The following is an 18,474-nucleotide window of genomic DNA, read 5'->3' as shown; positions in this document are numbered from 1 at the left end:
TGTTCTTCAACCGTTTAACTCGCCCTCGGCAGTAAGAAGCTGACCAAGAATGAGGAATACGCTCGATGTCCATGTAAACGCCGGGTCACACAGCCCCTCCCCAGTTAGAGCATTATAGTTTTCTGCCATTCCTGATTTAGATGCCATCGAACAGAATTTACGGGCAACCTCAAGTGCTAATTCCCTTTCTCCTGATTCCAGCAAGCCATCAGTTAGCAGCATGGTGGTTGGTGCCCAAATCGGCCCCCGCCAATAGCCATCCTCCCGGTAGTACGGACTGTCTGGGAGCTCCGTTGCCAGGCCATATTCTGTTAAAAATCCCTTTTGAGTAATACCATCAACCAATTTCTTTAAAATTTCTACTGGAAGCCTTTTTCCAAGAATCAGAGGAACATATAATACTAGACTATCTGACTCTATAACTTCATGGGTGCCGGAACGCTTTGCCACAAATCGCTGCCCTTTCCAAAAATGGTCGATCATTCTCGTTAACAATGCTTGAGATTCCCTCAGCCATTCCTCGGCCTCATCTACCTTACCCAGCTTGAGAGCGATTTCCGACAATACTTCCATTTGCAGCACTAAGAACGAGGATAGGTCAGGACTTTCAATTGGCGTTCCTTTGTGAAAAATCGTGCTATTATCCCAGCCGCTGTCATTTCCATGATTGTATTGTGGAATCCCGTCATGGTCACTGTCCTGGAATGTCAACCACCACTTCGTCCATTTTATCAGCGGTTGGTAAACCTCTTGCAATTTATCCACGGTAATAAATTCGTTTTGCTCCCACATACGTCTCAGTGTCCAGCCATGGATGGGCGGTTTCGTAAAGTTCCACAATTCGAACCTGTTATTGATGAAGTCTGGCAGCATTCCTGACTCATCCTGGGCATCAAAAAAGATCATAAACTGATCCCAGGCTAGTTTAGGAGAATTTTTTGCTAATGCTAGGGCATTGAAGCAGTGATCCCAGCTCCAAATGTTTGTCATCCAATTTTTCGACATGTACATGGCTGGCCTTGTTAGTTTTCCTTCAGGAGTAACGACGCATGACCAAGTAATATAGGAAGCAAGTTCTTTTCCTCTGGCATACTCATTAGGTGTTTCAAGCGTATTCTCCTGCCACAACTTGTATTCTTTTTTAACAATTTCATGGCCTTCTGAAAAAGCAGCATAGGAACGAGGCTGGTAAACGGTTGTAAATTCTTCTAGCACACATTCCATTTCCGCCGAATCCGGCTCCGGCAGAAAATCAGCAATGATTTTCTCACAGCGCTGTTCTTTGAAAGGGGCATCCATTTCAATCTGCCCTTTTACAGCCGTAAGCATATAGCGCATTTCCTGAAGCGAATGATTGACTTCCCAGCAATTCTCTTTCACAAAGACAGCGTAATCATATGCACCGGTAACACCCGTCAACCTTACCCCTACTCCATGACTTCTTATTTGTAAAACACGAGCTTCAGAAATGCAAAATTCTGCATAACCTTCGGGAGCTTCAAGCCGGAGAATGCTCGGCCTTAATACCGAATTATAAAGCAGGGAGTTTCCCTCGCTAATAAGATCAATCCGGAACACTGCCCCAAAATCGTTATCACCGTTCCGGATATTGCGAATATAAAGCGCCCCTTCGCCGTCCTCATGATGATTTGGTGAAATCGTCATAAATGAACCGTAACGGCTGAAGGGAATTTTTTTTATATCAAACATATGATCACTTCTCTTTCAACATTCATTTGTTATCTCACCTTGACTACTCGTTTGAAATTCCGGATCCGTTTCGAAATATTTCGGTCTGATTACATTGGCAAAATACACATATCCGAGGAGGAGGAGCAAGCTTGCCAGCAAAAATGGAAGCGTATAGTTTTTACCTGCTAAGATAGTTCCAATCATAAAGGCAGCTAATGCTGAACCGATGCTGCGGAACACCGCTCGAACCCCGGCATACAAATCGCGTTCTTCATCTTTGAACGAGGACATCGATAAGCTGTCGACCAGATTTGTCAGCATCGTAAAAACCCCTCCTCTTATTAGTAAAAGGCCCGAAAAGAAAAATGCCGGAATGTTCAAAAATAAAACAAGGCAAAGAATACTATTTACCATGTAAATGTAAAAAAATGTCTTTTTTATCCCGAACCGGTCTATCATCGACGGCGAAAAAACAGAACCAATAAACAATGCCAGACCATTTAAAGCCAGCAGGATCGACACAGCCTCATTCGAGAAATCAAAGCGAAACTTGATAAATAAGTTTAAATAAGGCTGTAAGCAGGACACTGCTCCGCCAGTAATCAGGGAGAATACCGCAAAAAACAGTAATTTTTGCTGAAGGTTACGAGAATTCTTTCCTTTTGTTTGAGAAAGCACCTTCCGTTTTGATGCGGTTCCCTCTTTCATTTCCATTTCTGTCTGTCGTAAAGGCTCCCTCCCCTTCTCGGACGGAAGCAGCCCTCCCCTTGCACACGCTAATAATAGAAATAAAAATGAGGTGGCTATTAATGTGTTCTGGTAGCCTCTTCCAGAAAGCTCAATCCAATTCGGCAAAAAACCTCCAAGTAATGTTCCTGCACCGGTAAAAGCGGTAAAGACGGCAAATAAAAAGCTGTACGCCTGAGTTTCTTCCCTTTTTGAACGACTATAATGGAACAAAAGCTGTATTTCTGTGGTTTCTACAAGGGTCAGACCAATCGATACGATAAATTGAGCCAAAAAAAAGAAGGCAAAGCTTTCTGCAAAAGCAAAAATGCTGCATCCAATGGCAATACTCATGATCCCTGAAACCAGCAGCTTTTTTCGGCCGGTTTTTTTTGCAAGAATGCTCACAGGAATTGCAAAGATTCCCATCACTAAAATTCCCATTGATGTGATAAATCCTATTTGCTTTTCGGAGATACCCATTTCAATGAAATGAAGATTCAAGATCAAGGTGAACATTCCAATGCTCAGCCCGTACAGTGATTCAGTGGCCAAAAAACGTTTCACACCTGACGGCAAAGATAGAAATTGTAATGACTGTATCATAGAGTGTTTCAACCTTTCATGTTTGTAGAAAAGTGGAAGAGTACGTATCAAAAGTTCTTTCTTTAAAACAAAATGGATGAACCTAGATTCACCCATTCGATATGATTATTTCAAACCTGTTGTTTGTACACCTTCAACAATTTTCTTTTGTGCCAAGAAGAATAGAACGAGCGGAACAATACTAATTAAGAAAGTTACGGCCATGATTCCACTCGTATTTACATCATGAACACCTTTAAATTGTGCCAAACCGAGGGTCAACGTATATTTACTTTGGTCATTTAAGAAAATCAATGGTCCTAAATAATCATTCCAGCTTCCTAATATATTGAATACCGCAATTAAAACAATTACTGGCCATACTAATGGTAAATAAATTTTATAATAAATTTGGAACACATTCGCTCCGTCTATTCTTGCAGCTTCATCTAATTCTTTCGGAATCGACATGATGAATTGACGCAATAAGAAGATATAAAAGGCAGAACCGAACCATGAAGGAATAATTAACGCCTTCAACGTATTAATCCAGCCAAATAAATTAAATTCCATATATTGTGGAATCATGGTTACATCCCACGGGATCATCATAGTCGCCAGCAAAATAATAAATAGGACATCACGCCCTTTAAATTTAAACCGGGCAAACCCATAAGCAACGAGAGTAGAAGAAATGATTTGTCCAATTGTTGTTAGCGCTGTTACGATCAAACTATTAACTAAGAAAACATTAAACGGCTGACTGTTCCATGCATTTGCAAAGTTTTCGAAATGCCATTCGGAAGGAAAAAGTTTTGGCGGATATTGAGCAAGCTCTTCCGGACCTTTTAATGATGTCATAACCATCCAAAAAAATGGCAACAGAAATAAAAGCGAAAGGGCAATTAACAAGCCATACACAAAACTTTTTTGTAATCTTTTTTTACCTTTCATGCGGCGGGCACCTCCATTTCTCTCTTTATTTATCATTTTTCACTTCATTTTCGTAATACACCCACGTACTAGACGATTTAAATACGAGCAAGGTTAGGGCTAATACAATTAGAAACATAATCCATGCATTTGCAGATGAATAACCCATTTTAAAATATTTAAAAGCATTCTCGTATACATACATCGCATAGAAATAGGTTGACTGAAGTGGTCCCCCACCTGTTAATACTAACGCAAGAGTCAGCTGTTGAAATGCACCAATAATCGTCATAATCAAATTAAAAAGAATAGTCGGTGATAATAAGGGTACGGTAATTTTAAAGAACTGAAAGATTTTCCCCGCTCCATCAATTTCCGCTGCCTCGTATAAATCTTGTGGGATATTTTTCAATCCAGCTAAAAAGATCAGCATCAGGGTCCCTTGGCCCCACAAACTGGCAATAACCATCGCAACGAGTGCCCAGCTTGTGCTATTTAACCAATTCGGCCCTTCAATGCCAATTAAGGAAAGTAAATAGTTCAATATTCCGTATTCTCCATCGAAAACACTTCCCCAGATCATCGCTAAAGCAACGCCAGAAATGACAGAGGGAACGTAGAAAAACGTACGGAACAAAGAGCTTCCCTTTACCTTTTGATTTAATAAAATCGCAAGTAATAAGGCCAGAATAATGTTTAAGGGAACAAAGAAAAGAGCAAACTTCACAGTGACCCATAAGGAGTGCCAAAACATCGGGTCATTTGTAAACATCGTAGTATAGTTGGAAAATCCAATAAACTTCTTCTCTCCGACAATCGGCCAATCAAAAAAACTAATAACAAATGAAAATAGTAATGGTCCAAGTGTGAATACAACAAATCCGATGATCCATGGTGCAACAAATAAATATGGAATAAGTTTACTCCACTGTTTTTTCCTCTTCATTTGAATTGATGAAGGTGTTATACTTGCGCTCAAGCCCGATTTCATAAAAACCTCCTCCTGCCATTTTCTAAGGGCTCTACACCACTAAGGAATGTAGAGCCCCAACACCTTTTACTTATCTAAATATTTCTCAGAATCTTTCACTGCTTTATCAAACAGCGGCTTCCCGTCTTGTCCGAGCATGACAGCATTAATCGCCGCAGACAGGTTGCGATTTATTTCGTTCCAATTTTTATTCAGTAAAAACGCAGGTGTGTTTGTGGCATTTTCTAACATTGTATAAAATGGCTTATATAATGGATCTTCGTTTACTTTCGTTTCTTCGACGATACTCTTACGAACTGGCAGATCGGCTGTTCTCATCTTGATTGCTTGTTCAGAAGAGTAAAATTTCACAAACTTCCATGCTAAGTCTTTTTGCTTTGAATCCTTAGCTATAGAAATAGAAGAGGATGAGATTAATCCCTTTACAGGTTTGGAACCGAATGAAGGGATCATAGCAGTTCCGAAATCAACTTTCGCATCTTTATAGCCTTGAATTGGCCAAATGCCATTTATTAACATACCAAGTTTATTGGCTTTAAAAATCTCACTTGCACTTTGTTGATTTTTTCCACCAGTTGAAATTGCTATTCCATCTTTCACCATATCTCCATACATTTGAAGAGCTTCTACCGTTTCAGGGCTATTCATTGCTCCATCGATTTTCTTTCCATCATCGCTGATAAAGCTGCCGCCATTACTCCAAACCAAACCTTGTAAATCATACGTATCAGGCTCAGATGTTACAGCAAAGCCATATTGTTTTTTGCTTTTATCTGTTAACTTTTTGGCAATCTCTTTAAATTCATCCCATGTCCAACCTTCTTTTGGATAAGAAATCTGGTATTGATCAAAAAGCTTTTTATTGTAATACACGACCATTGTTGAAAAACCTGCCGGCATTCCATATAATTTGCCGTCTACTTTTGAATAGTTAAACAAGCCCTCGTAAAAATCGTCCATTTTAATATCAGGATCTTTCTGTACATATCCATCTAGTGGTTCAAGCGATTGATTATACGTAGTAAAATCCCACATATACATAACATCAGGTGGATTTTTTGCTCCGAATGAGGCGGCGATCTTTTGATCAAATCCATCTCCGTAAGCCTCAACCTGCACCTTTACATCTTTATTTTCTTTTTCAAAGGCTTTAGCAATATCCTGCTGAATTTTCAATGTATCCCCTGTATCCCAAGTTGCAAAGCGTAGAACGGTTTTCCCATCCTTCTTTCCATCTCCGGATGAATTGCTTGAGCTGCATGCACTCATGACAAGGACAACTACTGCTATAAGCAGCGAAAACCACATTTTCCTTTTCTTCATAGGACCCCTCTTTTCGTATATTTTCTCACTATTAAAAAATTTAACCGCTTTCATTTTATCTTGTATGAAAGCGGTTAAACACATCTATTTGTTTTTAAATTCGTGCATTTTTACCTTACTTTTATTTTTTATCGTCATTTTGTTATCTGCTTGTCGTCTTTTTGTTGGATTCGATAATAAGATGGCGGATACCCAGTGCACCGTTTAAACCACTTACTAAAATATTTGGCATCTTGAATTCCAATCTGCTCACCAATCTCTTGAATATTCACGCTGGAGTCGTTTAATAACTGTTTGGTAAGCTGGAGTCGTTTCTTTTCGATAAACGAATGGATGCTGTCACCCATTTTTTTCTTAAATAAGGTACTTAAGTGACTCCTGCTCATTCCCACCTCATCGGCAATGTCTGATACTGTCATTGGGTTAGATAAATTTCTTACAATATACTCCACCGCATGTAGAATTACAGTTGGATAATGGTGCAAGTGCCCATCCTTTCTTTGTGCATGATGGAAACCCCTCACGGATTTCATCCATTCTCCCTTTCCAGATAACGGACCTGCATGAATCCAATTTAAGTCTGGATGTGCTACCCTTTCTTCTGTTAAATGTGCTAAAAATTCTGTATGAAAAGACTCGTCAATAAAGAAATAGGTCAAATTTGTTCCGAATGGTAAAGCGACAAATTTAGTTGACGGAGGAAAAATCTCCTGACCGGATGGAGGCATATTCTGAACGAAATAGGCAAAATACCGATCATTCATCCATCTCCATTTATCACTGAAGAGCTCGTCCAACCGTTGTTCGAAGTCATTTTTATATCCACTAAGCCATAACAAAAAGCATTCTTGGAATCCGGAAAAATCCGTATCCGCTTTTTTCGGTGTTCCTGAAATTTCTTTTTGAAACGCAGTTAAAAAATGCTCTAGTTCTTGATCATCAAATACTGTTTTTAATAAATATCCGGAGGCGCCTAGCTTTAATCCTTCTTGTGCATACTCAAAATCCTTATGGCAGCTGAGCAAGAGAATTTTCGTATTAGGTGCGTGGGCTTTTATTTTCCGTGAAAACTCTAGTCCATTCTCCTCTGGCATGACGATATCAGTAATGACAATATCAGGTTGATGGGTTAAAAATTCCTCCCAGCCCCGTTTTCCATTCGGAGCATCCGCGACCACGGTCATCCCAAACTTTTCCCATTCGACTGTTGCCCTTAACCCTCTGCGAACAATCGTATCATCATCCACAATTAATACTTTAATGGTTCCCATGTTCATCATTTTGATCTACCCACCTTGCCGGCCAAGTTATTGTAATGGTCGTTCCTTTACCGACCACTGAATCAGTATTGATCAAAAAGTCCTTCCCATAATGGATATAAAACTTCTGATTCACATTGTATAACCCGATTCCACCCCGTACTTTCTCATTTGGCCTCGTAAATAATGTTTTTAGCTTTTCCTGAGGTATTCCTTTCCCATTATCCATAATGATGAGCTGAAAATAGTTATTGCTCTCAGTAAACTCTAGGTCAATATTTCCTTTACCATCCTCAAAAGCATGGAAAAAAATATTTTCAAGCATTGGCTGTAACGTCATCCTTGGAATCAACCCTCTTTCAAGCTTCTCGTTCATTTTCAAGGATACGTGAAAGTTAGGCCCATACCTTAACTCTTGAATGGCAAAGAAATGCTGAATGGACTGTAACTCTTCTTTTAGAGAAATCAATTCAATATTGAAATTTAAATTTCCCTCTAGAACCTTTGTCAAATGCAAAAGCATTTTTCCAATTTCCTCATTCCCATCCAATCGAGCTTTCCACTGTATCGTATTTAACGTGTTAAACAGAAGATGTGGATTAATTTGATAGTGAACCGCTTTCATTTCAGCTTCTCGCTTTGTTGATTCTTTCTCCCTTACTTCCTCCATTAATTGCCTGATTTTCCCGACCATCCGATTAAAATGTAAACCAAGCTTCCCGATTTCATCCTTTGTATTGACGGTCAGCTTTGCATCAAATATCCCCTGGCTCACTTCATCAATTGCAAATTTCAGCTTTAAAATTCCTTTTGTAAACTGATTGGAAAAAACATAAGAAAGGATGAGAGCTAATAAAAAAGCAATCAAGATCCCAATCGAAACCATTTTGAGTATCACTCGAGAAGATTGATAAAACTCGTCTCGGGGTACGCGAATTTCAAATTCCCAATTATTGATTCTTGTGTGTTCCATCCAAATAATGTCGTCCTCCCGATTTTCCTCGACACTTTTTGTATGATAGAGCAGTTGACCTACTTCATTTCTAATCGTAATTCGTGAATGGAGATCCTTCTCCAATACCGACATTAATTCGTATAAATCGTCTATATCCGTTTCGATTAATAGATAACTATTGTTTAATACACCGTAGGAGAATTTCAATGGAACAATTAAACCAAGGACATGATGGGAAGTATTGTTTTTATAATAGGACGGTTGGTAAATACCAATTTCCGAGTTTCCACTCCAATAAATTCGCTTCCAGATATCCTGCTTCTTAAATTTTTCCACATTAAAGTCAGAATCTCCGTAGTAAAAGCCCGAAGATGTAATGACATATATCCCTCGGATGTTCGACTTTTTATGAGCCTGCAAAAGCCTTTCTAAATTATTCACTTCTTTAAAGTCCGAATACGTTTGCGGCTCCTGATGCTGTAGATTAACAGACGTACTATCTGCTAAATATTGTTTAATTTCAGCTGCGCTATAATACATATCCTCCAATATTTGGTCCAGCTGTGTTTTAATCTTTTCACCGGCAAAATGATTATAGTTTGATAGCTTTCCATTCACCACTCTCGACGATTGATCATATGAAATAATTCCTAATGTTAACAGTGGAATCAACGCCACGATCAAAAACATAATAAACAGCCTTTTTTGTGTACTAAGATTAAGCATACATGTTCCCCCACCCAAGCTGGCTACCCCTATATGAAAACAATACTTGATTAAAATAATTAAGAAAAGGATAATTTTATTTCCAAATAGTTTCAGGTGTACAATGATAATAAAGTTATCTAATTTTAAAAGCTCAAACAAGCATAACCCCGTTCTAAATTTAGGACGGGGTTAAAAATATAGTTGTTTAATTTTTGGTGTAAGATACTTCACTACACTAATAAAATGGAACACCCTTTTATCTTAGCAACGATAAGCATTTTAAGACAAGTCATATGGGACACTAATAAGCTTTATTTCACGTATTATTGACTCTATCTCAATAGATTAGACATTATTGATAAAAAATAGACTGAACGGTAAAAACCGATCAGTCTATAAATAATTATCTTACTCCACTAAAGCGACCTTTAATGGAATAGCCTTATTTCTGAAGCAATGCTCATTAACTCGTTCAGTGATTCTCTGGCTTGTTGTTATTAAAAACTAATTGCCGGGCAGTTGGATGCCGCGCCAGCCGCTTACATCGCATTGGCCATATTCATTATCACCCACAGCAACCACCGTTCCGTCCGATTTAAGCCCGACGGTATGGGCACAACCGGCCGCTATCGCCACAATATCGCGCCAATCACTTACATTACATTGGCCATGCTCATTCCAACCCACAGCCGCTACAGTACCGTCCGATTTAAGGCCGATGGTATGATTACTACCCACAGCTATCGCCACAATACCGCGCCAGCCGCTTACATCGCATTGGTCATGTTTTTTCCAACCCACAGCTGTCACCGTGCCGTCCGATGTAAGACCGATTGTATGAAGATAACCCACTGCGACCGCCACAATATCGCACCAGCCGCTTACATTGCATTGACGATACCGATTATTACCCACAGCCGTCACCGTTCCGTCCAATTTAAGACCGATGGTATGCCAGTCACCCGCCGCGACCGCCACAATATCATGCCAGCCGCTTACATTGCATTCACCTTCATTATTTCGGCCCACAGCAACCACCGTGCCATCCGATTTAAGCCCAATGGTATGGCGCCAACCCGCCGCAACCGCTACAATATCGCGCCAGTCGTTTACATCGCATTGGTCATGCTTATTCCAACCCACAGCCGCTACAGTACTGTCAGATTTAAGAGCGATTGTATGAGCATTACCCGTGTTCGTCGCCATATGAACATTACCAGTCGCGACCGCCACAATATCGCGCCAGGCGCTTACATCACATTGGCCATATTTATTATCACCCACAGCGGTCATCGTTCCGTCAGATTTAAGCCCAACGGTATGACGACGACCCGCAGCTATGGTATCTTTAGGCCACCGTTTCACCTTTAACACCGCTTCTTGCGGTGAAATGTAATCCATGTTTTACCTCCTTGAATATAAGCAACCCTGCAGTTACCTGCCAAGTATATGTAACTTTACGGTTGCTCCTCACAAGATGCTTATTTTCTAATTTATACTTCATCTTTACTCTTAATATAAGAATGTCTAAAAAACAAAAATAAAGGTAGTGCTAAAGATAATCCAACTGTAAAAAGAGATAAAAGACAAATCCATTTTTCTTTAATGTTATACTTTCGTGATTCATTGAACATAAATACCAAGAAAACAACACATGAGATTACAAAATCAACTGCAAAAAAGGACGATATCGTGTTAGTAAATAATAATTCCATTAATAAACCTAAATCAAGTCCATTATCCCTGAGGAACTGAATAAAAAAATAATACGGAAAAACAGTACCAATTAACCCTAAAATTAAATATAATTTTTTCACTGGATAAGTCCCCCTTTTTTAACAAAGTTACTATTAAATTACCATAACTAACGTTCATTTTGGGAAAACAAGTGTGCATAGCGGCATAGCATCAATGTTCCAAACACCTTTTATATCGCTTTAATATAGAAGATAAATGAAGAATAGTCCTTTTTAATCAGCGGCATGTCTTTACCGATCTGCATCAGTTCGTCTCCATAAAAAGGCTGCTCAGCGTTGTTTATTTTGTATTTCAGCTTAGGATTTAATCCTCGTAATTTAAGACGGAAAAAGGGTGGATTCGGCGTTGCCAATGTTTTATAGTAAAAAACAACCGCTTGTTCTTGGTTCTGTGTCACATACATCCAGGCAGTGTCCATACCTTCAAATGGACTTAACAGTCGAAACTGGTCACCGAAAAGAACAATCTCCTTTATTTGATGATAAAGGCTGATTTGTTCTACTATCATAGTTTGATCTTCATTGCTGAGCTTGTCGACATTTAATTCGAACCCTAAATTGGCAGCCATTGCCACATTACATCTCATTTGTAGAGGTGTCATTCTTCCTACCTGGTGGTTCGGCACCTCTGAAACATGTGCTCCCATCGTAATCGCCGGATAAACGATGCTTGTTCCGTATTGAATTTTTAACCTTTCAACTGCGTCCGTATCATCACTCGTCCACGTCTGCGGCATGTAATAGAATATGCCAGGATCAAAGCGGCCGCCGCCACCCGAGCAGCTTTCAAACAAAATATCAGGAAAGCTCTCGGTTAATGTTTCTAAAATCCGATACAAACCAAGCATATAGCGATGGGCTGTTTCCTTTTGCCTTTCAGGGGGAAGTGCTGCCGAGCCCACCTCTGTCATATTTCGATTCATATCCCATTTTACATAGGAAATTGGGGCACTGGAGAAAATGTTTGTAAGAGTTTTTATTAAAAAATCACATACCTCTTCCCTGCTTAAATCCAGAACGAGCTGGTTTCGGGAAAGTGTCCGGCTTCGCCCCGGTACATGTAAACACCAATCGGGGTGTTTGCGGTATAAATTGCTGTCAGGTGATACCATTTCCGGCTCTACCCACAAACCAAATTGCATCCCCTTGTTTTGAATATAATCTGCTAATCCCTTTATACCATGAGGGAGCTTTTTCTTATTGACGACCCAATCACCCAGCGAGCTTTTATCATTATCGCGGTGTCCAAACCAGCCGTCATCAAGGACAAACAGCTCAATTCCCAATCCTTTCGACATATCCGCAAGTTCCTTTAATTTTTTTTCAGTAAAGTTAAAATAGGTGGCTTCCCAATTATTGATTAGAATCGGGCGTGTTTTGTCGCGATAAACACCGCGGCACACCCTGGTTCGCAATAGTTTATGAAAGGTCCTCGACATCCCGCCTATGCCTTCTGAAGAATAGACCATTACTGCCTCCGGTGTTTGAAACATTTCACCTGGGTTAATCAGCCAGATAAAATCAAACGGATTAATCCCGATGCTTAGCCTGGTTTTATCAAAAGGGTCTACTTCGATGGAGGCCTGATAATTCCCACTATACATTAGACTAATCCCATAAACATCGCCAAACTCTTCGGTGGCATCCTTTGAAAGTAACGCAAGAAATGGATTATGCTGGTGGCTGCTTGCACCTCTAGTGGAAGAAATTGTTTGAATTCCATGGAGCAGAGGCCGGCGTTCGATATGACGCTCCCTTGCCCATGTTCCATGAAGGTGCAGCCAGTCCCAATTCGACTCGTGGAAATCCACTGACATACTCATACATTTATGTATTTCAATAGCATGACTTCCTAGATGCTCGAAATATGCTGATCTTGTTATTACATCAAGGTCACGGTAAATCGTATAATTGAGATTCAATCCAATCCCCAATATGGCATCTACCATTGTAATTACTAGTGTATCCGCCTCAGAATCATCTTCAATATAAGAGGAAGGCAACCCTTTAAGCGGACGTTTTCCTTTCAAAATCTCATGGGAATCATAGACAAATTCCGTAATCGTTGAACCATCATGGGTACGAAGCTGATAGGCAGGCTCTCGGAAGTCCCCATTCCCAAATGCAGGGTACTCTTGCGGGAGTGTATCGAGTGAAAATTTGAGGTCAGCGGGCTCCGTCGTTGGCGAAAATGCTCTTCCTTTAAATGAGAGTATGGATGAAGGCTGGAGCACCTGCACTCGTCTGCCCCAATATAAATGTGCCGGATACTTTCCATAAACAATTTGTATTAGATAACTAACTTTCTTATTATATAAATGAAACACTTGATCTGCTTCATTCCACTCAACCGGCATGAACTCTCACTCCTAAGAAAAATATTTATACTATTATATTTACGGATATGGTGAAAATGGTGTCAGGCACCACATAAAAATAAGAAATTTTGTGGATGATAAGTTGGGAAAGTTGTTTTTTCTTTTTGTATCATGTTATTTTTTCTAGAAATGAATGTAGGACGTGTAATAATGCAGCATTTGAATTATCTTATTGAACATTTTGGCTATATGGGGATAATTATTGCCTTAATCGGCGGCATAATTGGACTGCCCATACCTGATGAGGTTCTGCTAACTTATGTGGGCTATACTATTTTTACAGGAAAATTAGCTTACCTGACTTCTCTCTTATGTGCCTTTATTGGTGCGTGTTGTGGAATTACGCTTAGCTTCATTCTAGGGTTAAAATTAGGTATACCGTTTTTACATAAATTTGGCCCTAAACTTCATATCAGTGAGGCACGGATTGATCAAACAAGGAAATTATTTAATAAATTAGGTCCGTTCCTGCTCATCATCGGCTTTTTTATTCCTGGAGTAAGGCATATTACGGCATATCTTGCAGGAATTAACCACTACTCTTACAAAAAGTTTGCCATATTTGCCTATGCAGGGGCGATTATCTGGTGCTTTACCTTTATCACTTTGGGCAGAGTACTTGGAGGGAGCTGGGTTATGGTTGGAACCTACCTTTCTAGATATAGCATATATTTGATCATCCTTTGTCTTTTCGGATTTATTATTTATTATTCCTACAGGAGAAAAAGGAGAACATTAAAAAACGCTTCATCGTGACTTTTCAACAAAACCAACACAAAAAGATGCCCTCAGTGAGTTGAAGAGCATCTTTTTTAGTGAAAACAAAATATAACATTGTAACCAAGCAACTCAACACTGTCCACCAGACAAACACAAATGTCCACAAGTGGTGCCTGACACCATAAGTTGTATCACCATAGTTATAACAGTAACATGAATAGGAATAGAAACCAGAATTGTAACAGGAACATCCTGCTGCATTACCAGCCGCGGCTGGCTCCGCCTCCGCTTGATGATCCGCCACCGCCGCCGCTGGAACCTCCTCCTCCTCCTCTGCCTCCGCCCCGGGAGATGATGGAGATGAGGAGATAGGTGAGGGTGCCGCCAAAAAACATAAAATCGAGAATTACGACCACTACAACAATAAGGATAATCAACCAGGATGGAATCCCTGCCCCTTTGTCCTTTGATACCGCAGGTTTCGCTGCTGTCTTCTCTCCACCCTCAATGCCATATTCGGCTAAGACTTCTTTTGCTATTGCTTTATAGGTTTCTACTACCGCATTATTCGGCTGTTGATTTTTTAGATAGGGGATGGCATATTCATCCAGAATCCGGCCAGCCTTTCCATCTGGAATCCTACCCTCCAGCCCATATCCGACTTCAATTCTTACCTTGCGTTCTTTCATCGATAATACGAGCAATACACCATTGTCTTCCTTTTTGCTTCCGATTCCGTATTGCCGAAATGCCTCATTCGCAAACTCCTCAATCGTTCGGTCCCCAATTGTTTCGACTGTCAAAACTGCAACCTGTGCAGTTGTTTGATCTTCAATGCTTCTTCCTAAATTGATTAGTTCTGCTCTTTCTGTTTCGGTTAATACAGCGGCAAAATCTTGTACATAAATATCTCCTACTGGAGCAGGAATTTGGACATCCTCAGCAAGTGCAGTGGCTGCACATAGAAAAAAAGTGAAAAACACCAAAATAAAGCTGAAGACCCTCTTCGCTTTCATTATCCATTGCCCCCAAAGTCAACCTTTGGTGCTTCTCCAGCTTTAGGATCCGCTTTGAAATATTCTTTTTCATCAAATCCAGCGATACCCGCGATAATCGATCCCGGCAGTCGCTTAACCTTTTTGTTATAAACCGCTACTTGATCATTGTAATCTTTACGGGCTACCGCGATTCGATTTTCTGTCCCAGCAAGTTCATCCATTAATTGGGTAAACTGCTGGTCTGCTTTCAGGTTGGGATAATTTTCAACGACTACAAGCAACCGGCTTAAAGCACTAGATAATTCGGCGTTCGCTGTCGCTTCCTCCTGCGGCGTATTTGCACCTGCTAGTCTTGCTCGTGCATCTGAAATCGATGCGATGACTTCTTTTTCATGTGAAGCATACCCTTTTACGGTATTCACTAAGTTTGGAATTAAATCGAGCCTTCTTTGCAGCTGATTTTCGATTTGAGCATATGACTGGTCTACATTTTCTTCTAAATTGACAAAGCTGTTATAGCTGGACATGAACATGAGGCCAAAAATAACAATAACCGCGACCACAATTCCAATCCCTAACCATCCTTTTTTCAAACTAACCACGCTCCTTTCTCCCCTATAGTATCTACCACTTGAAAAATAAGTTCCCTTTTTCAGCAATAAAAATCATATTCTGCTTCATTCAATCAAACGTTTAATTAGTTTTTTAACAGGGTACATTATCTAAAAAGCCTTACATACCATAACCTCAACCCACTCCAATCAATTTCACAGCTTAATCGTATATTGCCGATCATTTACACCATCAGTAAAAAATTCACGTTCTACAAAATTGATTTCCATATCTCCTTCTTAGCGAAAAAATTCTTCATTTTTCCTAAAGGTTCTTGTACTTTGTAAGTTGAAACTCATTATTGTTTGTTATCGATTTCTTTAGATGCTAAAAAGTTACAATAGGGTATGAGCCGTTTGGCAACTTCAAACTCTCGGTTTTTTGAGCCTGGACGCCAATTCACTTCAAAAATCCATAAGTTTTGCTGCTGATCTACCCCAACATCAATACCTAGCTCATCAAATGGATTATTATAAAGAGATTCAAAGTGGGAGGCAAACGCTAATGCGAATTCTTCAAGAATACATTTCATTTTCATATAGTCTTCTTTAAATTCTTCCTTAAGAAAAGGAATCAATTCACCACGATATCCGCCACTGCTTATATTACTAACCATCTTCTTATTACCACTAATACGAGGATATATTAATGTAATCTCCCACTTTCCACTTCCATTTTTTTGAACATGCAACCGATAATCGTGTGTTAATCCAGATTTCGTTTTACATTCAATAAAAGGCTGCAGCAAATATTTTTGATTAAGTATAACTTGATTTACCAAAGCCTCTAATTGCCTCTTTTTATAAAAAAGTGTTTTAGCCCCATCCATCCATTGATACATATCCTCTTTTACTTTTTTAATGAAAAAAATTCTTTTACCATGATTTCCAGTTAACGGCTTTATTACAGCAATAGAATGAATCTCTAAGAATGAAAAAAGGTCATTTGCACTCTCTAAAATTGTTGAAGGAATTAAATAAGAGGCAAATGTTTTTGCCCTCTTTACCCTTTTATAAACACTTATCTTATTACCGACAGGGTAACTTGTAAAAACAGCGACTCTTTTTAGCCTCTCTACAACCATTGCATGTTTATTGTTTTTTGGATTACAGCTGTTAATTATGACCGTAGGAAAACTGACTTGTTTTTCGATCCATTTTCCCTTTTCATAAACCCAGCCATTAATGATTTGTCTATCAAAATCTACCCCATTAAAAGTAAAATAAATAAAATCAATACCTTCCATTTTTGCAACTGCTGCAAATGGATATGCTTTCTTAACTCTAGCTGGATCTTTCCGATTGTGAAGCATCCCAATAAGCACCATGACCTCACGTCCTTAAAGAGGTTCTAAATAAAATCTTATCTCATTTGCTGCTGTAACCGCTGCATGTTTTGCACTTTCAGCTGTGTCAGAAACAGCAATAACATATGCATACCTGTCACCCATCGATTGGGGTTTCCTTAACACAGCCCCTTTTTTAGGCTTAACGAAAACCTCCTTAACTCCATTATGTTTTAAAGCCCTACCCTTCCCTGTCACCTTTATTAATTTTCCTTTAGAATCGACAATAAGATATTTTGCATAAACATATTTCATAACGGATTTTTCTAGGTTAGGTTCTATTCCTAAGAATAACTTGATGGTTTCTTTGACCAAGTTAATCCCTGTACCTTCCTGAACAATTCGATTCATTGCCCCACCGGACATTCTCGGATTGATTTCAATCAATTTCCACTGGCCATTTACGTTACGCATTTCTAGATGACATGTTCCATTTATTAATTCCAGCTTGCGTATTATACTAAAAACGGCGTTTTCCAATTCTTCATATTCTTCCATACTTAATAAGGCAGGATAAATGTAACCAGTGATAATAAAGCGGTGACCATTTAAAATCTCCTGTTCAATAACGGCAATAATGAAAATCTCCCCGTTTACCACCATGACTTCAATTAAATATTGTGGTCCAATTAGATATTCTTCCATTAAAATAGCTTTGTTTGGGAACTTTTTATTTAAAAATTGCAATCCTTCACTTAATTCATAAATTGTATGGACAGGCAGTACATCTTTTGATCCATTGGAAACGGGTGATTTTAAAACAAGCGGAAGATAACCATCAAATTCTTCAATAAATTTGTGGATGGATTCATCAGATTGAAGAACAGTAAAGTGAGGGGAGACAGGAAGTCCCTTTAGATTTGTACGGAAACGAGATTTATCCTCGATAATCGACAAAGCGTCTACCGACAATTGGACAAGTCCCAATTCTTCTGAAATCTTTCCTGCATAAGAGACAAATGGGTCAATGAAACTGATAACAGCACGTATCTGCTTTCCATCCAGCTCCAGATCTTTGATAATCGAGAGAATTTTATCTTTCTCGAATAAATTTTCTACAAACATCATTTGTTGAACCTCAGGGAATTCCTTTCTTTGACGCATGAATTTTTTTCGATCCGTTAATAAAACAGTAAAGTATCCCATTTCAGTGGAGGTGATGAGGGCTTCTCTACTTGTTCCAGATTTATTACTTCCTATAAAAACGATTGTTTGCATATCAACCATTCATCCCCTGTATAACAAATTTTAAAGAAAACTCGCCGACTGGCAAGCCGTTAGGCGAAGACAGAGGCGCAGTTGCACTTATGCCTGATAGGAAAGTTTTACTTTCCTATCGGCTAAAGAAAACTCGCCGACTGGCGAGCCCCTAAGGGCGAGGACAGAGGCGTAGTTCGTCGAAAAGCCCGGCTTTTCGACTGCGATCTTTATTCCCCGAAGCTTTCCTTAGTAGACCTATGCCTAGTAGGAAAGTTTTACTTTCCTATAGCCC

General features: G+C 39.4%; 15 protein-coding genes. 1 reads left to right on the top strand and 14 read right to left on the bottom strand.

The window, feature by feature from the left end; translation table 11 throughout:
• Positions 1–6: 6 nt before the first annotated feature.
• From QNH20_RS03735 to QNH20_RS03690, 10 genes are all read right to left on the bottom strand, one after another.
• Positions 7–1,710 (bottom strand): amylo-alpha-1,6-glucosidase, encoded by a 1,704-nt coding sequence (locus QNH20_RS03735; protein WP_283921592.1) that lies wholly within the window; start codon positions 1,708–1,710, stop codon positions 7–9.
• Between the two features lie 15 nt (positions 1,711–1,725).
• Positions 1,726–3,024, bottom strand: coding sequence for an MFS transporter (locus QNH20_RS03730; RefSeq protein WP_283921591.1), 1,299 nt, complete (start codon positions 3,022–3,024; stop codon positions 1,726–1,728).
• 105 nt (positions 3,025–3,129) lie between these two features.
• The gene (locus QNH20_RS03725) at positions 3,130–3,957 is read right to left on the bottom strand and encodes a carbohydrate ABC transporter permease (RefSeq protein ID WP_283921590.1); all 828 of its coding nucleotides are present in this window, start codon (positions 3,955–3,957) and stop codon (positions 3,130–3,132) included.
• Positions 3,958–3,982: 25 nt separating this feature from the next.
• The gene (locus QNH20_RS03720; protein WP_420490243.1) at positions 3,983–4,882 is read right to left on the bottom strand and encodes a carbohydrate ABC transporter permease; all 900 of its coding nucleotides are present in this window, start codon (positions 4,880–4,882) and stop codon (positions 3,983–3,985) included.
• A gap of 111 nt (positions 4,883–4,993) precedes the next feature.
• Positions 4,994–6,250, bottom strand: a complete 1,257-nt coding sequence (locus QNH20_RS03715) for an ABC transporter substrate-binding protein (protein WP_283921588.1) — start codon at positions 6,248–6,250, stop codon at positions 4,994–4,996.
• Between the two features lie 134 nt (positions 6,251–6,384).
• Complete coding sequence (locus QNH20_RS03710; RefSeq protein WP_283921587.1) at positions 6,385–7,530, bottom strand: response regulator transcription factor; 1,146 nt, start codon at positions 7,528–7,530, stop codon at positions 6,385–6,387.
• Positions 7,508–9,190, bottom strand: a complete 1,683-nt coding sequence (locus QNH20_RS03705) for a sensor histidine kinase (protein WP_283921586.1) — start codon at positions 9,188–9,190, stop codon at positions 7,508–7,510. The genes QNH20_RS03710 and QNH20_RS03705 overlap by 23 nt, the downstream gene beginning before the upstream one ends.
• Positions 9,191–9,676: 486 nt before the next feature.
• Positions 9,677–10,573, bottom strand: coding sequence for an RCC1 domain-containing protein (locus tag QNH20_RS03700; RefSeq protein WP_283921585.1), 897 nt, complete (start codon positions 10,571–10,573; stop codon positions 9,677–9,679).
• Positions 10,574–10,665: 92 nt separating this feature from the next.
• Positions 10,666–10,989, bottom strand: a complete 324-nt coding sequence (locus tag QNH20_RS03695; protein WP_283921584.1) for a DUF2834 domain-containing protein — start codon at positions 10,987–10,989, stop codon at positions 10,666–10,668.
• A gap of 110 nt (positions 10,990–11,099) precedes the next feature.
• A complete protein-coding gene (locus QNH20_RS03690; RefSeq protein ID WP_283921583.1) occupies positions 11,100–13,286 on the bottom strand; it encodes an alpha-galactosidase in 2,187 nt (728 codons plus the stop codon).
• 171 nt (positions 13,287–13,457) lie between these two features.
• Between QNH20_RS03690 and QNH20_RS03685 the strand changes: the two genes are divergently transcribed.
• Positions 13,458–14,063 (top strand): DedA family protein, encoded by a 606-nt coding sequence (locus tag QNH20_RS03685; RefSeq protein ID WP_283921582.1) that lies wholly within the window; start codon positions 13,458–13,460, stop codon positions 14,061–14,063.
• Between the two features lie 224 nt (positions 14,064–14,287).
• Here QNH20_RS03685 and QNH20_RS03680 read toward each other — a convergent pair whose 3' ends face one another.
• The 4 genes from QNH20_RS03680 to QNH20_RS03665 all read right to left on the bottom strand — a co-directional run bounded on the left by QNH20_RS03680 (position 14,288) and on the right by QNH20_RS03665 (position 18,209).
• Positions 14,288–15,043, bottom strand: coding sequence for a TPM domain-containing protein (locus QNH20_RS03680; RefSeq protein WP_283921581.1), 756 nt, complete (start codon positions 15,041–15,043; stop codon positions 14,288–14,290).
• A complete protein-coding gene (locus QNH20_RS03675; RefSeq protein WP_283921580.1) occupies positions 15,043–15,618 on the bottom strand; it encodes a LemA family protein in 576 nt (191 codons plus the stop codon). The genes QNH20_RS03680 and QNH20_RS03675 overlap by 1 nt, the downstream gene beginning before the upstream one ends.
• Positions 15,619–15,935: 317 nt before the next feature.
• Positions 15,936–16,964: a YheC/YheD family endospore coat-associated protein gene (locus tag QNH20_RS03670; RefSeq protein ID WP_283921579.1), complete on the bottom strand. Its 1,029-nt coding sequence runs from the start codon at positions 16,962–16,964 to the stop codon at positions 15,936–15,938.
• A gap of 12 nt (positions 16,965–16,976) precedes the next feature.
• Entirely contained in the window at positions 16,977–18,209 is a 1,233-nt protein-coding gene (locus QNH20_RS03665) for an ATP-grasp domain-containing protein (protein ID WP_283921578.1), read from the bottom strand.
• Between the last annotated feature and the right edge of the window lie 265 nt (positions 18,210–18,474).

This window comes from Neobacillus sp. WH10, assembly GCF_030123405.1.
Taxonomy (GTDB): domain Bacteria; phylum Bacillota; class Bacilli; order Bacillales; family Cytobacillaceae; genus Neobacillus.
Note: the sequence above shows the minus strand (reverse complement) of the source record. Positions and strands in the feature narration are given on the sequence as shown.

Coding starts and splice junctions, on each gene's coding strand:
- QNH20_RS03735 (WP_283921592.1), bottom strand. CDS start 1,710: ATGTTTGATATAAAAAAAATTCCCTTCAGCCGTTACGGTTCATTTATG.
- QNH20_RS03730 (WP_283921591.1), bottom strand. CDS start 3,024: ATGATACAGTCATTACAATTTCTATCTTTGCCGTCAGGTGTGAAACGT.
- QNH20_RS03725 (WP_283921590.1), bottom strand. CDS start 3,957: ATGAAAGGTAAAAAAAGATTACAAAAAAGTTTTGTGTATGGCTTGTTA.
- QNH20_RS03720 (WP_420490243.1), bottom strand. CDS start 4,882: ATGAAGAGGAAAAAACAGTGGAGTAAACTTATTCCATATTTATTTGTT.
- QNH20_RS03715 (WP_283921588.1), bottom strand. CDS start 6,250: ATGAAGAAAAGGAAAATGTGGTTTTCGCTGCTTATAGCAGTAGTTGTC.
- QNH20_RS03710 (WP_283921587.1), bottom strand. CDS start 7,530: ATGATGAACATGGGAACCATTAAAGTATTAATTGTGGATGATGATACG.
- QNH20_RS03705 (WP_283921586.1), bottom strand. CDS start 9,190: ATGCTTAATCTTAGTACACAAAAAAGGCTGTTTATTATGTTTTTGATC.
- QNH20_RS03700 (WP_283921585.1), bottom strand. CDS start 10,573: ATGGATTACATTTCACCGCAAGAAGCGGTGTTAAAGGTGAAACGGTGG.
- QNH20_RS03690 (WP_283921583.1), bottom strand. CDS start 13,286: ATGCCGGTTGAGTGGAATGAAGCAGATCAAGTGTTTCATTTATATAAT.
- QNH20_RS03685 (WP_283921582.1), top strand. CDS start 13,458: ATGCAGCATTTGAATTATCTTATTGAACATTTTGGCTATATGGGGATA.
- QNH20_RS03680 (WP_283921581.1), bottom strand. CDS start 15,043: ATGAAAGCGAAGAGGGTCTTCAGCTTTATTTTGGTGTTTTTCACTTTT.
- QNH20_RS03670 (WP_283921579.1), bottom strand. CDS start 16,964: ATGGTGCTTATTGGGATGCTTCACAATCGGAAAGATCCAGCTAGAGTT.
- QNH20_RS03665 (WP_283921578.1), bottom strand. CDS start 18,209: ATGGTTGATATGCAAACAATCGTTTTTATAGGAAGTAATAAATCTGGA.